This is a genomic window from Rossellomorea pakistanensis, from assembly GCF_016908495.1.
In the GTDB taxonomy this organism is placed as follows: Bacteria; Bacillota; Bacilli; order Bacillales; family Bacillaceae_B; genus Rossellomorea; species Rossellomorea pakistanensis.
Map to the genome: position 1 here is coordinate 111,923 of NZ_JAFBDZ010000003.1, position 18,000 is coordinate 129,922.

At 36.1% G+C, this 18,000-nt stretch carries 15 protein-coding genes; 13 read left to right on the forward strand and 2 right to left on the reverse strand.

Features of this window, described 5'->3' with window-relative positions; all coding sequences use genetic code 11:
- The first annotated feature begins 68 nt into the window (after nt 1-68).
- The 4 genes from JOC86_RS14450 to JOC86_RS14465 all read left to right on the forward strand — a co-directional run bounded on the left by JOC86_RS14450 (nt 69) and on the right by JOC86_RS14465 (nt 4,633).
- Nucleotides 69-1,205: a DUF445 domain-containing protein gene (locus JOC86_RS14450; protein WP_205173632.1), complete on the forward strand. Its 1,137-nt coding sequence runs from the start codon at nt 69-71 to the stop codon at nt 1,203-1,205.
- Nucleotides 1,206-1,331: 126 nt separating this feature from the next.
- Nucleotides 1,332-1,685 (forward strand): YlbF/YmcA family competence regulator, encoded by a 354-nt coding sequence (locus JOC86_RS14455; RefSeq protein WP_205173633.1) that lies wholly within the window; start codon nt 1,332-1,334, stop codon nt 1,683-1,685.
- A 408-nt stretch (nt 1,686-2,093) separates the two neighbouring features.
- Nucleotides 2,094-2,960 (forward strand): Cof-type HAD-IIB family hydrolase, encoded by an 867-nt coding sequence (locus tag JOC86_RS14460; protein ID WP_205173634.1) that lies wholly within the window; start codon nt 2,094-2,096, stop codon nt 2,958-2,960.
- Between the two features lie 170 nt (nt 2,961-3,130).
- On the forward strand, nt 3,131-4,633 hold the full coding sequence (locus JOC86_RS14465) for a coproporphyrinogen III oxidase (RefSeq protein ID WP_239587624.1): 1,503 nt from the start codon (nt 3,131-3,133) through the stop codon (nt 4,631-4,633).
- A gap of 120 nt (nt 4,634-4,753) precedes the next feature.
- Here JOC86_RS14465 and JOC86_RS14470 read toward each other — a convergent pair whose 3' ends face one another.
- Nucleotides 4,754-5,140: a hypothetical protein gene (locus JOC86_RS14470; protein ID WP_205173636.1), complete on the reverse strand. Its 387-nt coding sequence runs from the start codon at nt 5,138-5,140 to the stop codon at nt 4,754-4,756.
- A gap of 211 nt (nt 5,141-5,351) precedes the next feature.
- Between JOC86_RS14470 and JOC86_RS14475 the strand changes: the two genes are divergently transcribed.
- The 3 genes from JOC86_RS14475 (at nt 5,352) to JOC86_RS14485 (ending at nt 8,446) form a co-directional block, all read left to right on the forward strand.
- Complete coding sequence (locus JOC86_RS14475) at nt 5,352-6,962, forward strand: long-chain fatty acid--CoA ligase (protein WP_205173637.1); 1,611 nt, start codon at nt 5,352-5,354, stop codon at nt 6,960-6,962.
- A gap of 150 nt (nt 6,963-7,112) precedes the next feature.
- Nucleotides 7,113-7,910, forward strand: a complete 798-nt coding sequence (locus JOC86_RS14480; protein ID WP_239587625.1) for an enoyl-CoA hydratase — start codon at nt 7,113-7,115, stop codon at nt 7,908-7,910.
- A 20-nt stretch (nt 7,911-7,930) separates the two neighbouring features.
- Nucleotides 7,931-8,446 (forward strand): DinB family protein, encoded by a 516-nt coding sequence (locus JOC86_RS14485; protein WP_205173638.1) that lies wholly within the window; start codon nt 7,931-7,933, stop codon nt 8,444-8,446.
- A 103-nt stretch (nt 8,447-8,549) separates the two neighbouring features.
- Here the strand turns inward: JOC86_RS14485 and JOC86_RS14490 are convergent, their stop codons facing one another.
- A complete protein-coding gene (locus JOC86_RS14490) occupies nt 8,550-8,732 on the reverse strand; it encodes a YhzD family protein (RefSeq protein ID WP_239587626.1) in 183 nt (60 codons plus the stop codon).
- A gap of 157 nt (nt 8,733-8,889) precedes the next feature.
- On the opposite strand from JOC86_RS14490, the gene JOC86_RS14495 reads away from it, so the two are divergent.
- The 6 genes from JOC86_RS14495 (at nt 8,890) to yhaM (ending at nt 17,976) form a co-directional block, all read left to right on the forward strand.
- Nucleotides 8,890-9,789, forward strand: coding sequence for an ABC transporter ATP-binding protein (locus tag JOC86_RS14495; RefSeq protein ID WP_205173640.1), 900 nt, complete (start codon nt 8,890-8,892; stop codon nt 9,787-9,789).
- A complete protein-coding gene (locus JOC86_RS14500; protein ID WP_205173641.1) occupies nt 9,782-11,032 on the forward strand; it encodes an ABC transporter permease in 1,251 nt (416 codons plus the stop codon). Before JOC86_RS14495 ends, JOC86_RS14500 begins: the two co-directional genes overlap by 8 nt.
- A 222-nt stretch (nt 11,033-11,254) precedes the next feature.
- Nucleotides 11,255-12,487: a metallophosphoesterase family protein gene (locus JOC86_RS14505; protein ID WP_205173642.1), complete on the forward strand. Its 1,233-nt coding sequence runs from the start codon at nt 11,255-11,257 to the stop codon at nt 12,485-12,487.
- A 16-nt stretch (nt 12,488-12,503) separates the two neighbouring features.
- Entirely contained in the window at nt 12,504-15,485 is a 2,982-nt protein-coding gene (locus JOC86_RS14510; RefSeq protein WP_205173643.1) for an ATP-binding protein, read from the forward strand.
- A 75-nt stretch (nt 15,486-15,560) separates the two neighbouring features.
- Nucleotides 15,561-16,763: an MFS transporter gene (locus tag JOC86_RS14515; protein ID WP_205173644.1), complete on the forward strand. Its 1,203-nt coding sequence runs from the start codon at nt 15,561-15,563 to the stop codon at nt 16,761-16,763.
- Nucleotides 16,764-17,034: 271 nt separating this feature from the next.
- Complete coding sequence (gene yhaM, locus JOC86_RS14520) at nt 17,035-17,976, forward strand: 3'-5' exoribonuclease YhaM (protein ID WP_205173645.1); 942 nt, start codon at nt 17,035-17,037, stop codon at nt 17,974-17,976.
- Nucleotides 17,977-18,000: the final 24 nt, after the last annotated feature.

Below are 18,000 nucleotides of genomic sequence, written 5' to 3' on the forward strand. Positions count from 1 at the left end.
TATAGCATTTTATGTAGAGAGAGATAAAATGTGATGAACGTGTTTTTTAGGAAGGATGAAAGAACGGAATGAATATGTTGTTAACGATATTTTTTATGGTAATCATTGGAGCTGTTATTGGTGGAATGACGAATTCACTAGCAATAAAAATGTTATTTAGACCCTATAATCCTATCTATTTCGGAAAATGGAGGGTTCCTTTTACTCCAGGACTGATTCCAAAGAGAAGAGATGAGCTTGCAGAACAGATGGGGAAAATGGTTGTTCAACATTTATTAACACCGGAAGGAATCCAAAGAAAATTTCTAAATGAAGAATTTCAAAAAGAAATCACAAATTGGATTCAAAAAGAAATGAACCCGTTCATTGAGACGGATCAATCAGTTGACGAATTCCTGACCACATTGGGGATTTCTGTTAATAAAAAGATGATTGAAAGTACTGTAGAAAGTTTTGTAGAAAAAAAATATCTGCAAATCAAAGCAGAATATCAAGATAAAACCATTTCAGAAACCATTCCAGATGAATTTCTTCTAAAAATTAGTGGTAAGGTTCCTGATATCGTAAACTGGATCTCCTATAAAGGAGAAGAATATTTCACTAGCCCAGAAGGCAAGCAAAAGGTCAAAATAATGATAGATGATTTCTTCAAAGAGCGGGGATCACTAGGGAATATGATTGGAATGTTTCTAGGGAATACTTCTATTTCTGATCGTATTCAACCAGAAATAGTTAAGTTCATTAAGCATGAGGGAACAAAAGAGATCTTGTATAAACTGCTTATAAAAGAGTGGGAAAAAGTACAATCATTGAGATGGAGAGATTTATCTCAACATGTGGAAGAGGATGATATCTTACAGTTCCTAAAAAGCTCCGTCAAAAAAGTGATGGATATTGATAAAATCCTATCTACGAGTATGAAAGCATATTTAACTCCATATAAGACATATATTCTTGAAGAATTAATCCCAACTTTGGTTAAAATGGCAACAAGTAAAGTCACCAAAGGAATGGGGGATATTCTTAAAAAGCTTAAGTTAGAAGAAGTTGTAAAAGAACAAGTAGAAACTTTCTCAGTACAACGGATCGAGGAGATGGTGCTGGGAATAACAAGTAGTGAGTTGAAAATGATCACATACTTAGGAGCACTTCTTGGAGGACTCATTGGGCTAATACAAGGGATCATCGTGATATTCCTTCAATAATTCAAATGAACTTCCTCGCATTCTATCACATAGTTTGTTATAGTGGGTAATGGTTAAGATTCACAAAAGAAGCAGATTCAAAAGTAAGTTTAGCCGGATCGGTTTCAAATACTAGGAGGTTTTATTTTGTCAGTAAATGTGTATGATCATGCGAATGAGCTTGAAAGTGCAATCCGTCAAAGTGAGGAATTCGAAAATTTAAAGAAAATGTACGATGAAGTGAATAGTGATGAAACGGCTCAACGTATGTTTGAAAACTTCAGAGATATCCAATTAAATCTCCAGCAAAAGCAAATGAGTGGAGAAGAAATCACTCAGGAAGAAGTAGAACAAGCTCAGAAAACGGCTGCTCTTGTACAGCAACATGAAAAAATTTCTAAATTAATGGAAGCAGAACAACGGATGAGCATGCTAATTACAGAACTGAATAAAGTAATAATGAAACCACTTGAAGAACTATATGGTTCAATGCAAAAATAATTCTAAAAAGACCCTGAAGCGTTAGGTACATCCTTTTGCGCAGGGTCTTTTTTATGTATGATTATAACTTTTCTGCTTTGAATACGTAAGTGCTCGTTCATTAAGTTCGTGGTGTCAGTCCCTCCCATGAAGGAGTGGGCTTTTAGATGAACAAGTAGTTCATTTTCATTTATATTGGTTTTCCTTGGGAGTGACGGACCCCTGTGCTCCTTGCAAGATAGTGCTGAAGTCCGTGATCGAAGAAATGCTTCTGGAGGGGTGAGTATTACATAGGATGTATTTTGAGTATGCTTCTTCGTTTTGACTTTTCTGCTTTTCATATTAAATAAGTGTGAACTTGTCATAAAAGCCTTGTTTAAGTCATAAATGTATAAAAAGCACTAGACACCATATAGAGGGGGAACATCTATGATTTATCGTATGCTCGCAATGGATATTGACGGAACATTATTAAATCATAATGGCCGATTAAATAAAGAAAGTAAAGCAGCAATCGAATATGCACAAAGCAAAGGAATACATGTCACACTTGTTACAAACCGCAACTTTTCAACATCAAAACGATTAGCTAAGGCTTTGAAAATTGAAGGGTATATCGTGACCCATAGTGGAGCATATATCGCCTCAAAACTTGAAAAACCACTATTTGTAAATAAAATTAATGAAGATATTACTTATGAAGTCGTGAATTTTCTCGAAAGATTTAATGTTCAAATTGCCATCGTCCACGAAAAATTTACGGTCATGAATCAACGAGAAACCGATAGCTCGATGCTAGGCAAAATCTCCTGGCAAAGAGATTCTAAGCTCTTTTATGGAAAACATTATGTAGAATCACTTAGTGATCATTTAGTAGAAAAACCAGTGGCTACACCTAAAATTGAAGTAGCCTTTTCTACAAATGAGGAAGCGGAGGAAGCGGGACTTGCCTTAAATGGTATGTACGATGAAGTTGAATGTATTCATCGTGGAGAAGGTAAAATGGATATTGTAGCAAAGGGGGTATCCAAACTTCGCGGACTTCTCTACTTATGTGAGAGGCTAGGAATCACCCGTGAACAAGTGGTGATGGTGGGAAGCAAGATAGATGATATTTCACTAATGGAATGCTGTGGCCTGGGTGTTGCCATGGGAAATGCCCCAAAGGAAGTGAAAGAAGCAGCGGACTGGATTACAAGAACTGAAGCACAAAATGGTGTACAGTATATGGTCAAGGAATTATTTAGAAAGCAACACCCAATTGACTTTTTAAAGAAAATGAATGTGATTAAATAGAAAAAGTGAGCCTGAAGGGAAGTAACGATCCTTTTAGGCTTTTTATATGGATATTATCGGATACTGAAAAAAGGAGCTCATAAATATTTCTTACTCAAATCAATAGCCATTGACCCACACCATCACTTTCAGTACACTAGTAAAAGCTAAAACCTGAACGTGAAAGGTGAATGATTGTGAATATACAAATTAACGGACTAAATGATGAACGATTTCAACGTCCACTGCAGCTCATTGCTAATTTATTTTTTGAAGAACCAAAGGTATTCCGTGAACACTTAGAAGATGCTGATATAATTATTGATTTTCACCTGGACATCGATAAAAAAATTAAATCAGAAGCAGTATTATCCATAAAATACAAAGCAGAACAAATTCATGCCAAGTTTGAAAAGGAATTTATTCCTTCGAATAATGAAAAAGAACGATTTAAGCAACTGAAAAATGCCATTTCCCATGTTTACTTAAATGTTTTACAGGATTATTCCGGAATTCGGCAAAAGTGGGGAATTCTAACGGGAATTAGACCGACTAAACTTCTACATAAAAGCAGAAGAGAAGGCATTAATAAAGAAGTTACTCGTAATAAACTAAAAGAAGACTATCAGATTACTGATGAAAAGATTGACCTTATGGAAAGAATCGTAGATCGCCAGCTCTCTGTCATCCCAGATCTTTATGACCTAAAACATGAAGTAAGTATCTATATTGGAATCCCTTTCTGCCCAACCAAATGTGCCTATTGTACATTTCCTGCCTATGCGATTCTAGGTAAACAGGGAAGAGTTGATTCTTTCCTTGCTGGGCTTCATTATGAAATACAGGAAGTGGGAAGATGGCTTAAAGAAAAAGGCATTGGCATAACGACCATTTATTATGGCGGAGGTACTCCTACATCGATTACAGCAGAAGAAATGAATGCACTATATGAAGAAATGTATCGTTCCTTTCCAAATGTGAAGAGTGTGAGAGAGATAACAGTGGAAGCCGGTCGGCCAGATACAATTTCCCCTGAAAAACTAGAGGTATTAAATAAGTGGAATATTGATAGGATTTCCATTAATCCTCAATCCTATATTCAAGAAACCTTACAAGCCATTGGTCGACATCATACAGTTGAAGAAACGATTGATAAATATCATTTAGCTCGAGAAATGGGTATGAGTAATATTAATATGGATTTGATTATTGGTTTACCAGGTGAAACGGTAAACGAGTTTCAATATACATTAGATGAAACGAAAAAGCTTTTGCCTGAATCTCTTACAGTTCATACTTTATCTTTCAAGCGCGCATCCGAAATGACCAAGAATAAAGAAAAATACAAGGTGGCAGATCGAGAAGAAATAGAGAGAATGATGAGGCTTGCGGAAATGTGGACAACTGAACAAGGCTATGAACCATATTATCTCTACCGACAAAAAAATATTCTCGGTAATCTAGAGAATGTAGGCTATGCATTTCCCAATCAGGAGAGTTTGTATAACATCATCATCATGGAAGAGGTTCAAACAATTATTGGGATAGGATGCGGGGCAGCAAGTAAATTCATCGATCCTAAAACAGGAAAGATCACTCAGTTTGCTAATCCAAAGGAACCCAATGCCTATAATTTAGGGTTTAAAGACTATACGGAAAAGAAAATTAACATCTTAAATGAATTATTTTCTTAGATAGAACGGGACAGTCCTAAAATTAAGGGGACCAAGAACCTCCATATGAAGGAAGCTCTTACAAACTTTTATATGGAGAAGTATTATTGGTATCCATTTGGGAAAGTCCCGATTTTCTCATTAAGAGTATATTTTATGATGCTCTGATTTATAAATCCGAAAATAGCTCCAGACAATACGAAGCATGACGACAAGTCCGATTACAGCAATAAAGGTAACCTTATCTGAGGATGAGTGGGAAGTGAGCAGCGTGCCTTGTGTAATGCCAATAAAGCTAATCAATCCAAATAAAAGTGCCCATAACACATCAATTCGCATCTCAAGATTCGGGGTAAGCTTTCCCACTACACTTGGCGAGTATATTCCCGTTACAAAAAAAATGATGACACCAATGATGACAACCACGTTGTTTAGTGAAAGAAATGGCAGAACATCTCTAAAAATAACAATAAATAATAATCCATAGGACAGTAACCTGAGAAGGTTATATTTGGCGAAATATGACATAACACCCATCCTTTAGATATCGAATTTTGTCTTATTCTAACTTAAATTATCAGAAATTTCAAACGAACTTTAGAAGGATTTTTTGTGAATAATCCCGAAAGTTTATAGTAGTAATGACGTAGTAAATAAAATTTAGGAAGGGATGAAAAGACCTATTTAACAGTTATTCTTTAAACAAAGCCAAAATGATGATTTTTAGGGGGAAATGAATATGATGAATACTCCTTTGTTATTAACACAAATGATTGAAAGGGTGGAAAAGTACTATCCGAACAAGCAAATTATTTCTCGGACAGAAAGCGGAATTCATCGTTTTACTTATAAGGAAATGGTTGAAAGAACGAGGAGACTCGCAAGTGGCTTAGAGAAATTAGGTATTAAAGAAGGAGATCGAGTAGGTACATTGGCTTGGAATCACCACCGGCATTTAGAAGCCTATTTTGCTATCCCTTGTAGCGGTGCTGTCTTACACACGATTAATATTCGGTTATCTCCTCAACATGTGAACTATATCATCAACCATGCAGAAGATAAAGTTCTTATTATTGATTCAGACATTGTTCCTCTTGTAGAAGCGATTCAACATCAACTAAAAACGGTTAAGGCGTTTATTATCATGACCGATAAAGAAGAGCTTCCACCAACCTCACTACAACCCGTTTATCACTATGAAGATATTATTAATGAAGGTAACCCTAGCTACCGCTTTCGAAACGATTTAGATGAAAATGCTCCTGCTGGTATGTGCTATACAAGTGCTACCACCGGAAATCCAAAAGGGGTTGTTTATTCCCATAGAGGCATTGTCTTACATAGTATGGCTCTAGGATTAGCAGATACAACAGGTGTATGTGAACGGGATATAGCTTTGCCAGTTGTACCTATGTTCCATGTGAATGCATGGGGGCTTCCATTTGCGGCAGTTTGGTTTGGAACGACACAGGTTTTACCGGGTCCATATTTTACACCGAAAATATTGGCTGAACTAATGCAAAATGAAAAAGTAACGATTACTGCAGGAGTTCCAACGATTTGGCTAGGACTTTTAAAAGAACTCGATGAACATCAATACGACCTTTCGAATATGCGATCGATCCTATGCGGAGGAGCCGCTGCACCAAAAGGAATGATAAAAGCCTTTGAACAAAAACATGGTATTCCTTTCATACATGCATATGGAATGACAGAAACAAGTCCACTAGCCACAGTTGCCTCTATTAAAAGCGAGAATGATCGTTGTAACAAGGAAGACCGTCTAGAAATAAAGTCTAAACAAGGGATGCTTGTACCAGGACTTGAGATGAGAGTAGTAGGGAAGGATGGGGAAGTTGAGTGGAATGGCAGTGAAATGGGTGAATTAACGATTAGGGGCCCATGGATTGCATCAGAATATTATAGGGATGAAAGAACTAAAGACGCCTTTCGTGATGGATGGCTCTATACGGGCGATGTCGTAACAATTGATGAGATGGGATATATCAAAATAGTCGATAGAACAAAAGATTTGATTAAATCAGGTGGAGAATGGATCTCTTCTGTCGACTTAGAAAATAGTTTAATGGCACATGAAAGTGTATTTGAAGCTGCAGTAGTGGCTGTTCCACATGAAGAGTGGCAGGAAAGACCGATAGCATGCGTTGTCCTAAAAGAGGATGAAGCAGTAACGAAAAAAGAGCTATTGGAGTTTCTAGAGCCACAATTTGCGAAGTGGTGGCTTCCAGACGATATTTTATTTATGAAAGAAATTCCAAAGACTTCTGTTGGAAAGTTTTTAAAGCGGACTCTTCGCGAACAGGTTAAGGGTGAGTTGAAAAAAGTATAATAGACAGAGAAAGGAGGTGATATAGAGATGTTGTCTCCTTCTTTTTATATATTAATTAAATACCGAAATTAAAAACTTTAAAAAATTCAATATAGTATCATTTCCCCCTAGTAAAATTTAGGATATTCTTATATTAGGGAGGGATTTTTTATGGAAACCATCACATCTACATACGAAACGCTTAATTTAATGAAAGAAAATAAGGTTGCCTATTTAACATTAAATCGACCTCATGCTTTAAATGCAATGAATGTTTTAATGATTAGGGAGCTACTACAGTGCTTAAAAGAGCTTGAAAAGGACAATGAAATAGGGATCCTAGTCATTAAAGGAGAAGGAAAGGGTTTTTCTTCCGGAGGAGACATTAAAGAAATGTTAGCCCTCGGAGGAGAAGAACAATTTTTCTCAATCATGGACACGATCAATGAATTAGTATTGACTCTTTATTCTATGAAAAAAATGACAGTGGCTGGAATCCACGGTACAGCAGCTGGACTTGGCTTAAGCTTGGCACTAGCGTGTGATTACTTGATTTGTGAAGATGATAGTAAGCTAGCAATGAACTTTATCGGAATCGGACTTATTCCAGATGGAGGTGGCCATTTTCATTTAAGTGAGCGATTGGGTGTTGCTCAAGCAAAAAAACTCATATGGAATGGGAGTATCGTTAATGGGCAGAAAGCATTAAAGCTAAGTCTTGTAGATGAAGCAGCTGTTACAGGTAAACTTAAACAATCCATTGATCACTATGTCCAGCAATGTTTACAAAAGCCAATAGTAGCAATGGTTAAAACGAAAGAAATTTATCTAAAGATGACCCGACCAAAGCTAGAAGTGATTCTAGAAGAAGAAAAACATGCGCAGTGGCTAATGAGACAAACAGAGGATCACAAAGAAGGCATCCAAGCATTTGTTGAGAAGAGAAAGCCGGTGTTTACAGGGAAATAAAGAATATAGGAGGAAAAATGATGAATCAAACGATACAGTTCTTTGACTATCATTTGTGGGCAAATACCCTAGTTTTTAACCATTTAAAGGAGCTTCCTTCTGAAGTTACATACAAAGATGTCCAAAGTGTTTTTCCGTCTTTATACGATACGCTTTCTCACATGTACCGGACAGATTTTGTTTGGTTAAAAACAATGAAAGGTGAGAGCTTCGATAAAACCCTTGAAGCTGTTCAACAATTAAATAACGAAAATCTCGGTAGAAGTACGGAAGTTTTAGAAAAAGATTATCTGCAAGTAAGTGAGGAATACAAAACATTTATTCAGCAATTAGATGACGTGAATGATCGAATTACCATAAACCATCCTAGTTACGGATCGTGGTCAGTAAGCTATGCAGAACTCCTTCAGCATGTAGCGAACCATGGAACCTATCATAGGGGAAACATTACAGCTATTTTGAGACAGCTAGGATATAAGGGAACACCTACAGATTATGTGTATTATCTATTTGAATTAAAAAGCAGACAATCCTAATTTTAAAGAATTAAAGGAATGATAACCAAAAGCGACCCTCGTCAAAAGGTCGCTTTTTAAAATTGTTAATTAAAAATGAAATGAAGGTTTGCAAGAATATCCTCTACACATGAAACAAAACCAATTTCCCTAACGGAGAGGTTACTCTATGAGTATGATCTAGATAACCTTTCTCTTCTAGTATTTTTTCTCCAAGTTCTTTAGCTTCTTTTTCAGATCCAGCTTCAAATGAATCTTCTAATAATTTCTCTCCATTAGCTTCAAACACTGTTATTTTGTAAGTCATCACCTTTATTACCCCTTTATGAAAAAATTCTGATAGTTACTATTATTTTTGCATAAATTATAGAGTTTGAATAGTCTTATTATGATTGTGAATTTTTCACTGGATATTTGAACCTTTTATGAGTTTCATTCGTATAAAAAAGTGGGAGGGAAAAAGAATGACATTAAGCATACAAAAGGTAACAAAAAGATTCGGAAAGTTTACTGCTGTAGATGACCTTAGTATTACCATACCTGAAAAAGAGATGTTTGGTTTCCTTGGGGCAAATGGAGCAGGAAAAACAACCACATTTAGAATGATTCTTGGATTGCTCGATCCATCATATGGTGCGATAACGTGGAACGGGAAAGAAATCAATTATTCTACGAGTCCATACATAGGGTATCTTCCAGAAGAAAGAGGGTTATATCCTAAGCTAAAAGTCAAAGATCAGATTGTTTATTTAGCCAGACTAAGAGGAATGAGTAAGCAAAATGCAGAGAAAGAGTTAGATTACTGGTTACAAAGGTTTAATGTACCTGAAAATGCATCCAAAAAAATAGAAGAACTTTCAAAAGGAAATCAGCAAAAAATTCAATTCATTGCGTCTGTGATTCATAAACCGAAGCTGCTGATATTAGATGAACCATTTAGTGGTTTAGACCCTGTTAACGTAGAACAGTTAAAAGCAGCTGTGCAAGATATTAAAGACAGTGGAACGACAATCGTATTTTCGAGTCACCGAATGGAGCATGTAGAAGAGCTTTGTGAGAATTTGTGTATTATGCATCAAGGCAAACCAGTTGTTCATGGGAGTCTTAAGGATATTAAGAGATCGTTTGGAAAGAAAAACGTCACAATACATGCTGACTTTGATTTTACTTATTTAGAGAAATTCACTGGTGTTGTGAGATTGAAGAAAACGACAGAAGGTGTACAGCTTCAAGTGGAGTCCGAGCAAATAGCAGAAGAGCTATTTAAGGAAGTCGTGCAAAAAGGTTTTCTTCGAAAGTTTGAGCTTGAAGAGCCTTCACTTAACGATATTTTCATTGAAAAGGTGGGAACTTCCTATGAATAATTTTTGGCTCATGCTATCACACTCCTATTTTTCAAAGTTAAAAACAAAATCATTTATTTTAACAACGGTTATTGTCGTAGCAGCTATTTTCTTATTAGTAAATTTTGAGAACGTGGTTACAAGTGTAACGGGAGAGGATGAACCCCCAAAGGTTGCTGTTCTTGATGAGGGTAATCTATATGAGCCATTTTCAACACAGCTAGCCCAATTAAATAAGGAAATCGAAATAGAAAAAGTATCGAAAGATGAAAAAATTCTTGAGAATGAAGTGAAAGAAGGAGAATACGAGGGATATTTAATCCTATCTCAGGATCAGAATGATTTACCACAAGCAGTTTATAAATCGACTTCTATATCAAATTCTGAAGTGTGGACAGACTTATTCAATAGTCTCCAAGCTGTGAAAAATGAGCAAGCAGCTAAACAATTAAATTTATCCAATGAAGAACTACAATCTTTAAACACCCCGCCTTCTTTTGAGAGAGAGGCTCTAGTTGAAGGGGCTAAATCAGAAGAAGAGCTAAGTGAGGCACGAGGAATTGTCTATGTGCTATTATTCTTTATCTACTTTTCTGTTATTGTCTATGCGAATATGACAGCAATGGAGGTGGCAACAGAAAAGTCTTCCCGAGTCATGGAGATTTTAATCTCAAGCGTTTCACCAGTTAAACAAATGTTTGCAAAAATTCTCGGGATAGGGCTTGTAGGATTAACACAGCTAGCAGTCCTGTTAGCAGCAGGTTATTTTGCCATTAGTCGAAATAAAGAAGAAATGGTGGGAGGTTTCTTTGAAGGGTTAGGGTTTGCAGACACTTCGATTTCATTAATTGTCTATGCAGGGATCTTTTTCCTATTAGGTTTCTTCCTTTATGCAACCCTTGCCGCTTTACTCGGATCTCTTGTAAGTAGAATTGAAGACGTTCAACAAATGATTATGCCAATGACCTTCCTTGTCATGATTGGCTTTTTTATCGCCATGTTTGGTCTTGGAAATCCTGAATCAACATTTATTACGATTTCATCTTATATTCCATTCTTCACTCCAATGGTTATGTTCTTACGTGTAGGGATGCTAAATATCGCTGCTTGGGAACCAATCCTTGGAATGGGTATATTGCTCCTTTCAATTCTTGTGTTAGGATGGTTTGGTGCACGTGTATATCGTGGAGGAGTATTGATGTATGGTAAGTCAAATTCGTTTAAAGATATCAAAAAAGCGATTGAGCTAACAAAAAATAAATAATGTGAAGCGACTGCCCAAAGATGTCCGGAACCTTTACTTCATTATAGAAGAATCTATAAGAAATCTTCTATATATGGAAACAATGTGGATTTCGAACGCTTACGGGACAGTCGTCTTTTATTTAGAGGTAATAATAATTTGCTTTTCCCCCCTAATTTTTTATCGATTTTAGGCTATAATGGAAAGGAGAGAACATGTATTCGTATGGGAGGCTAAATTATTATGGAAAAAATAAAATTTATACATAGTGCGGATTTACATTTAGATAGTCCATTTAAAGGTTTGAGACAACTCCCGCAAAAATTATATAAAAGAATTATGGAAAGTACTTTTCAATCATTTAAAAGAATCATAGATAAAGCAATCTCGAGTAAGGTTGATTTCGTGCTCATTTCGGGTGATTTATTTGATGAAGAAGATCGAAGCATCAAAGCACAGGCTAGGTTAAGAGAACAGTTTCAAAGATTAAATGAGATCGGTATCCCAGCCTTCGTAATACATGGAAATCATGATTTCCTAGGTAGTCGGCTGCTGGAAATGGAAATGCCTGAAAACGTTCATATTTTTGGGGACCGAGTGGAGAAAATGACTTATTCTACAAAAAATGGTCAAATGGTTCATCTATATGGTTTCAGTTATGGAAAACGGCATATTGTCGAGAATCAGCTTCAACATTATCCGATTGCTGCATCTAATGACGACTACCATATTGGGCTCCTGCATGGCAGCGAAGGAAATTCGAAAACCTCCCATGAAAAATATGCCCCTTTTACTATAGCAGAAATGAAAACGAAGCAATATGACTATTGGGCTCTCGGTCATATTCATACTAGAAGTGAGTTATCTTCCATCCCCCCTATAGTTTATCCAGGGAATATTCAAGGTAGACATTCAAAGGAGACTGGGCCTAAAGGGTGTTATGAGGTTCACTTAACAAAAAACGAAAGTGAACTTAATTTTATAACGACGAATGAGATCCGATTTGAAGAGGTTTCCATTTCTCTGAAAAATGTCCATCATCTTAGTGAGGTATATGACCTCATAAAAGAAACAATTGAATCCTATAGGAAATTCGGCGGGATTTTTTTAGAAATGAAATTACAAGATGCGGATCATCTTCCACAAGCCATCCATGACAGAATAAATAATGGTGAAATGGTACAAGCGTTACAAGACGGTGAAGAGCTACATCAAGATTTTGTATGGATTCATCAATTAAAGATAGAGAATAAAGAGATTAAGATAAATTCAGATGATCAGCAATCGTTTATTCATACCTATTTACAAATCTTCGATGAGTGGATAGATGAAGATTGGGAAAGGTTTTTAAGTGACCTATATCAACATCCACAAGCATTTCGATACTTAGAAACTTTAAGTGATGAAGAAAAAGAAGGACTACTTAACGATGTAAAGTCTATGACAAATTCTATACTCCTTGGGGAGAGTCGATAGAAAGGAGTGAAGCTGTATGAAGATCAAGGAGATTTATATATATGGATACGGAAAATTAGAAAATTTCAAGCTGGATTTGATTGATGATATTCAGGTCATCTATGGGGAAAATGAGGCTGGAAAATCAACCATCATGTCTTTTATCCATAGTATTCTGTTTGGCTTTCCAACAAAGCAGCAGAATGAACCAAGGTATGAACCGAAAACCCACTCCAAATATGGGGGGCAATTGACGGTTGAATTGGAGCAACTTGGACTGGTGACTATTGAGAGGACCATGGGGAAAGCAGCAGGAGATGTAACAGTCATTCATGAAGATGGAAGAACAGAAGGAGAGGAAGGATTAAAGAAAATTCTAAATGGAATGGATAAAACCACCTATCAAAGCATTTTCTCTTTTAATATCCATGGACTGCAAAATCTACACCGTTTGAAAGAGGAAGACATTAACCGTTATTTATTCAGTGCTGGACTAACGGGGACGGATCTGTTATTACAATTAGAAAATCAATGGCAAAAGGAGATGGATGGGCTTTTTAAAAAAGCTGGACGTAAACCGATTATTAATGAGAAGCTTACTAGGATACGGGAATTGGAGTATAAACTTCAAAAAGCTAAAGAGAAAAATAAGGATTATAGCCTTCATATCGGGCAGCTGGAAAGAGTATCTGCCGATGTAAAAGAAATAAATCTTGAAATCAATGATTTAGATCAGAAGAAACAAAGAGTAAAACAATGGTTAGATTCATGGAGTTTAGTTGAAGAGTATCACCATTTAATAAAGCATACTTCAATAAACAAGGCACCTGATTTTCCTGTAGATGGAGTGAAAAGATACGAAAAATGGCAGGAGAGACTCCGGGAACTAGATGCATCTCAAGAAGTCAATAAAGAAAGACAAAAGCAGTTAAATATCGAACTTGAAAAAAATGAGCCGGACCCATTCATAATGAAAAGGAAAACAAGGCTGATAGCTATAATAGACAAACAACCTTTATTCTTAAAATGGAGAGATCTCCTTGCTGAAAACAAGCGAAAACTACATCGCTACGAAGAGATGATGGACGAACATAAACGCGAGCTTGGGTTAAGCCATTACCTGCCTCTAAATGAGATTGATACTAGTATGATGACAACAGAAAAGGTACAAGATCTTATTAAGAGGATTAGTCGGATAGAAACAGTTGAAGAACAACTAACTAAATCGATTGAAAGAGAACGTAGAGAACTTCGATATATTGAGAGTCGCTGTGAAGATCTTGAAAAAGATCTCCTTCCTGAGAAGGAGTTTCAAGAGATTTCATATTCATTAAAACAATTTGAAGAGATTGAATCGGTAAAGTCACAGTATCAATTCATACGGGAGCAAATTGATTTTGAAGAACAAAAGGGAAGGAAATCACAGCCGAAAATAGGAGAATCGATTATTACTATCCTACTTCTAGTACTCGGTGCATGGGGAGGCTTTACCGATCAATGGTTGATCGCGATGGTATCAATGTTTGCATTTATTTCGAGTGTATATCTCTTTTTCTTTAAAAATAAAGATGATTTAAACGAACAAGAACTTTCTCGTTTAAAGAAAAAAGCACAAGAGTTTGAAAACCGGCTCAGTAATGCAGAAAGTGTCGACAATAGCAATCTTGCTAAGAGTCAAGCTAAAGTAAAGGAACAAATAAGTATAAGAGAATCTTGGAAACAATGGATTCTGAAATTAGAAGGTCAAGAACATCAATTGAATCAACTATTGGAAGAGGAAGCATCTATATTGAAAGAAAAAGCAGCAGTTAACGAAAAAATTGATGAATTAAAGCACTCCTTAAAACTACCTTCAACACTCCCATGGAGTCTATTATCTGATGCCTATTCAAAAATAAAAGAACTTATTGGGAAATACCATGAATTTTCAATGATGAAGGAAGAAGTAGGAGCATTAGAAGCAAAAATAGACGGATTTTTAAATGAACTTAAAGAGGAATTGGGTGATGCGGATATATCCCTACAAGAAGTGGAAGAAAGCCTAATAAAGGTAAAGAATAACCTCTTTAATGAAGATAAAAAAAGAGTTTACTATCAGCAATATTTACAGGAACAGGAAAGAATAAAGAATGAAATTGACAAGGTTTCAATTGAAATCGACAAAATCAAGGTAGAAATGAATAAGCTCTTAGAGAGTGTTGATGCTAGTAATGAGGAAGAATTCCGAAGAGCGGAAGCACAATGGAGTGAGGCGAAACGCCGCGAGGAAAGATTACAACTTCTAGAACATCAGATTGGAAGGGATTTATTGAAGGAAACGAAAAAAATAACGAGTAAAGAGAGTTTAGAAGTAGACTATCAGCACATTGTTCAAAGCTTAGAGGTCCTTACTTCTCAAAAAGAAAAAGGGCTCGAGCAATTAGCTAAAATCGAATACGAACTTTCCTTATTAGAAGAAGGGTCTTCCTACTCAATGCTCCTTCAACAATATCAAGAAATAAAAGCGGACTTAAACCAAGATGCAAAAACATGGGCAATGTATTCAGTCGCTAAAGGTGCATTATTAAAAACAATCGAAAGATATAAAAGAGATCGTCTTCCAAAGCTTATGACAACTGCTAAAGAGTTCCTTCATATCTTAACTTGTGGAGAGTACACAAATATTCATTTCAACGATGAAAGTGTATTTGAAATAATACGTAGAGACGGAATCATTTTTACTCCAAGTGAATTGAGTCAAGGGACAAAAGAGCAGGTCTATGTTGCTTTAAGGTTTGCACTTGTTAAAATTCTAATTGAATACTATCCGTTCCCAATGATCATTGATGATGGTTTTGTCCATTTCGATAAAAAAAGGACAAATGCTGTAATCCAGTTAATCCAGGAATTAAAGAAAGAACACCAGGTGTTCTTTTTTACCTGCCATTCTCATTTACAACATCTTTTTCAGAAAAAGGATGTTTATCAGTTGCATACTGAAAATCTTGCAAATTCTAGCTTTCAGCAATTGAATAGATAATGGAGCAAGACCTTTACGGATAAAATATACTTTGTATAAAATGGGATATATTTCAGAAAGAAGGATAAGAAGTTTATGAAAAAAAAGATGGGCAAAAATAGTGGACCGCTTGCCTTGTTAAGCTTTAATTTATTGATTGTTATGGTAGGGATTGGATTGGTCATCCCGATTCTACCTTTTTATGTAGAGAAATTTAATGCAAATGCTAAAGTGTTAGGAGCACTAGTAGCGGTCTTTGCTTTTATGCAGTTCCTATTTGCTCCTGTTTGGGGAAGACTTTCCGATAAAATCGGAAGAAAACCGCTCATTACGATTGGACTTTTAGGTTTTGCCATCGCTGAATTTATATTTGCTTTTGCTCTTGGCCTATGGATGTTGTTTGTGTCAAGAATTATGGCAGGAATGTTTGGGTCTGCCCTTATGCCAACTGCAATGGCTTATGTTTCAGATGTGACTGAACCGGAAAAACGTGGACAAGGAATGGGTTTCCTCGGAGCTGCAATGGGATTAGGTATCGTAATTGGACCCGGTATTGGGGGATGGCTGGCAGAGTTTGATTTATCATACCCATTTATCTTCGCAGGAATAGCCGCTACAATTGCTGCCATTGTTTCCATACTCATTCTGCCCGAATCCTATCCGAAAGAAAAGAGAGAGAAGGAGCCTGAGGTTAAAAAGGAAAATCAATTTGTATTAATGAAAACCGCACTTAAGAGTCCAGTCGGTTTTTTACTTATTTTAGTCTTTATTATGAGTTTCGGACTTGCTAATTTCCAGTCTATCTTTAGTTATTATGCATTAGAAAGATATGATTATGGACCACAAGAGGTCGGGTTCATTATTTTAATCATAGGAATCATTGGAACGATCGTACAGGGTGTTGGAGTAGGGAAAATGACGGCGATTTTCGGTGAAGAACGAGTAGTAACCATTTCACTTCTTATCAGTGCTTTTGGCTTTGTAATCATGACCCTTGCCACCAATATGACATGGATCCTTATTACGACCGCAGTGTTTTTTGTTGGAAACTCAATGCTCAGACCATCCTTAAACTCATTGATTTCCAAACTAGCAGGGAATCGCCAAGGAATGATAATGGGTCTGAACAATTCATTTCTTAGTCTAGGAAATGTAGCAGGACCACTTTTAGCAGGGACCCTATTCGAATGGAATATTCATATCCCTTATTTGTTTGGTGCATTTGTTATGATTGTTGGACTTATCTTAACGAAAATATGGATATCACAGAAAGCGAGAAAAGTGAAAGAAGTATCATAATTTATGATTAGGAAATAAAGGTGGAAAGGTTTAGTGGGGGTTGTCTTAAAAGAAGGAACCGCAACTTCAATATATAGGACGCCCTCATCATTCTCTTATTTGCCAAACATATGATTCTAGATCTTTTTGGTCTTAATCGATACCCATTTTTTTAAAATTGAAATAATTATTAACTATCAATCTAGCTTGGAGAATAAGATATTACCCGTATAAGAAATTACGAGGGTGATATGGTATACTGACAAAAAAGAGAAAATACGGAGGAATAACTATGAAAGGAATTACTCATTTCGCGGTTGGAGACACAATTGAATTGTATTTGCTTATAAAGAATGCTACTAAAGGAATAACAAATACTGGTAAACCTTTTCTCACATTAATCCTTCAGGATAAAAGTGGGGAAATGGAAGCAAAGTTATGGGATTCGTCAGAAATTGATGAAAAACAATACATTCCACAAGCGATTGTAAAAGTATCTGGTGATGTTCAAAGCTACCGAGGTAAATCACAGCTGAAAATTAGACAAATTCGTCCAACGAACAGCTCTGATAGTGTAAAAGTTTCAGATTTTCTAGAAACCGCTCCGATAAGTACCGATGAGATTACTAGTAAGATTACTCAATATATTTTTGAGATGAAAAACCCGAATATCCAACGAATTACAAGACATTTAATTAAAAAATATCAACAAGCATTCTTTGAATATCCTGCAGCGACCAAGAATCATCATGAATTTGTTTCAGGACTTGCTTATCATGTGGTATCCATGCTGGATCTCTCTAAAGCGATTGCAGGTTTATATTCATCATTAGATAAGGACTTACTATATTCAGGTATAATTCTTCACGATCTAGGAAAGGTCATTGAATTATCAGGCCCTGTTTCTACAACGTATACAGTTGAAGGGAATCTATTAGGTCATATAACTATAATGGTAAATGAAATCGGTAAAGCGGCGGAAGAGCTAGATATTAAAGGAGAAGAAGTTATGATTCTCCAACATCTCGTGCTTAGCCATCATGGAAAAGCAGAATGGGGTAGTCCAAAGCCTCCAATGATTAAAGAAGCAGAAATCCTTCATTACATCGATAATTTAGATGCTAAAATGAATATGTTAGACCGTGCATTAGATCGTACAAATCCTGGTGAGTTTACAGAAAGAGTTTTTGCATTGGACAATCGTTCATTTTATAAACCGAGTTTTCATAAATAGAAAGAACAAAGGTGTAAGCGCCCT

What these genes read in the sequence shown, in the direction of transcription:
- JOC86_RS14475 (WP_205173637.1), top strand. Translation starts at nt 5,352, where the DNA reads ATGATGAATACTCCTTTGTTATTAACACAAATGATTGAAAGGGTGGAA.
- yhaM (WP_205173645.1), top strand. Translation starts at nt 17,035, where the DNA reads ATGAAAGGAATTACTCATTTCGCGGTTGGAGACACAATTGAATTGTAT.
- JOC86_RS14495 (WP_205173640.1), top strand. Translation starts at nt 8,890, where the DNA reads ATGACATTAAGCATACAAAAGGTAACAAAAAGATTCGGAAAGTTTACT.
- JOC86_RS14505 (WP_205173642.1), top strand. Translation starts at nt 11,255, where the DNA reads ATGGAAAAAATAAAATTTATACATAGTGCGGATTTACATTTAGATAGT.
- JOC86_RS14485 (WP_205173638.1), top strand. Translation starts at nt 7,931, where the DNA reads ATGAATCAAACGATACAGTTCTTTGACTATCATTTGTGGGCAAATACC.
- JOC86_RS14510 (WP_205173643.1), top strand. Translation starts at nt 12,504, where the DNA reads ATGAAGATCAAGGAGATTTATATATATGGATACGGAAAATTAGAAAAT.
- JOC86_RS14480 (WP_239587625.1), top strand. Translation starts at nt 7,113, where the DNA reads ATGGAAACCATCACATCTACATACGAAACGCTTAATTTAATGAAAGAA.
- JOC86_RS14515 (WP_205173644.1), top strand. Translation starts at nt 15,561, where the DNA reads ATGAAAAAAAAGATGGGCAAAAATAGTGGACCGCTTGCCTTGTTAAGC.
- JOC86_RS14450 (WP_205173632.1), top strand. Translation starts at nt 69, where the DNA reads ATGAATATGTTGTTAACGATATTTTTTATGGTAATCATTGGAGCTGTT.
- JOC86_RS14490 (WP_239587626.1), bottom strand. Translation starts at nt 8,732, where the DNA reads ATGACTTACAAAATAACAGTGTTTGAAGCTAATGGAGAGAAATTATTA.
- JOC86_RS14500 (WP_205173641.1), top strand. Translation starts at nt 9,782, where the DNA reads ATGAATAATTTTTGGCTCATGCTATCACACTCCTATTTTTCAAAGTTA.
- JOC86_RS14460 (WP_205173634.1), top strand. Translation starts at nt 2,094, where the DNA reads ATGATTTATCGTATGCTCGCAATGGATATTGACGGAACATTATTAAAT.
- JOC86_RS14470 (WP_205173636.1), bottom strand. Translation starts at nt 5,140, where the DNA reads ATGTCATATTTCGCCAAATATAACCTTCTCAGGTTACTGTCCTATGGA.
- JOC86_RS14465 (WP_239587624.1), top strand. Translation starts at nt 3,131, where the DNA reads ATGATTGTGAATATACAAATTAACGGACTAAATGATGAACGATTTCAA.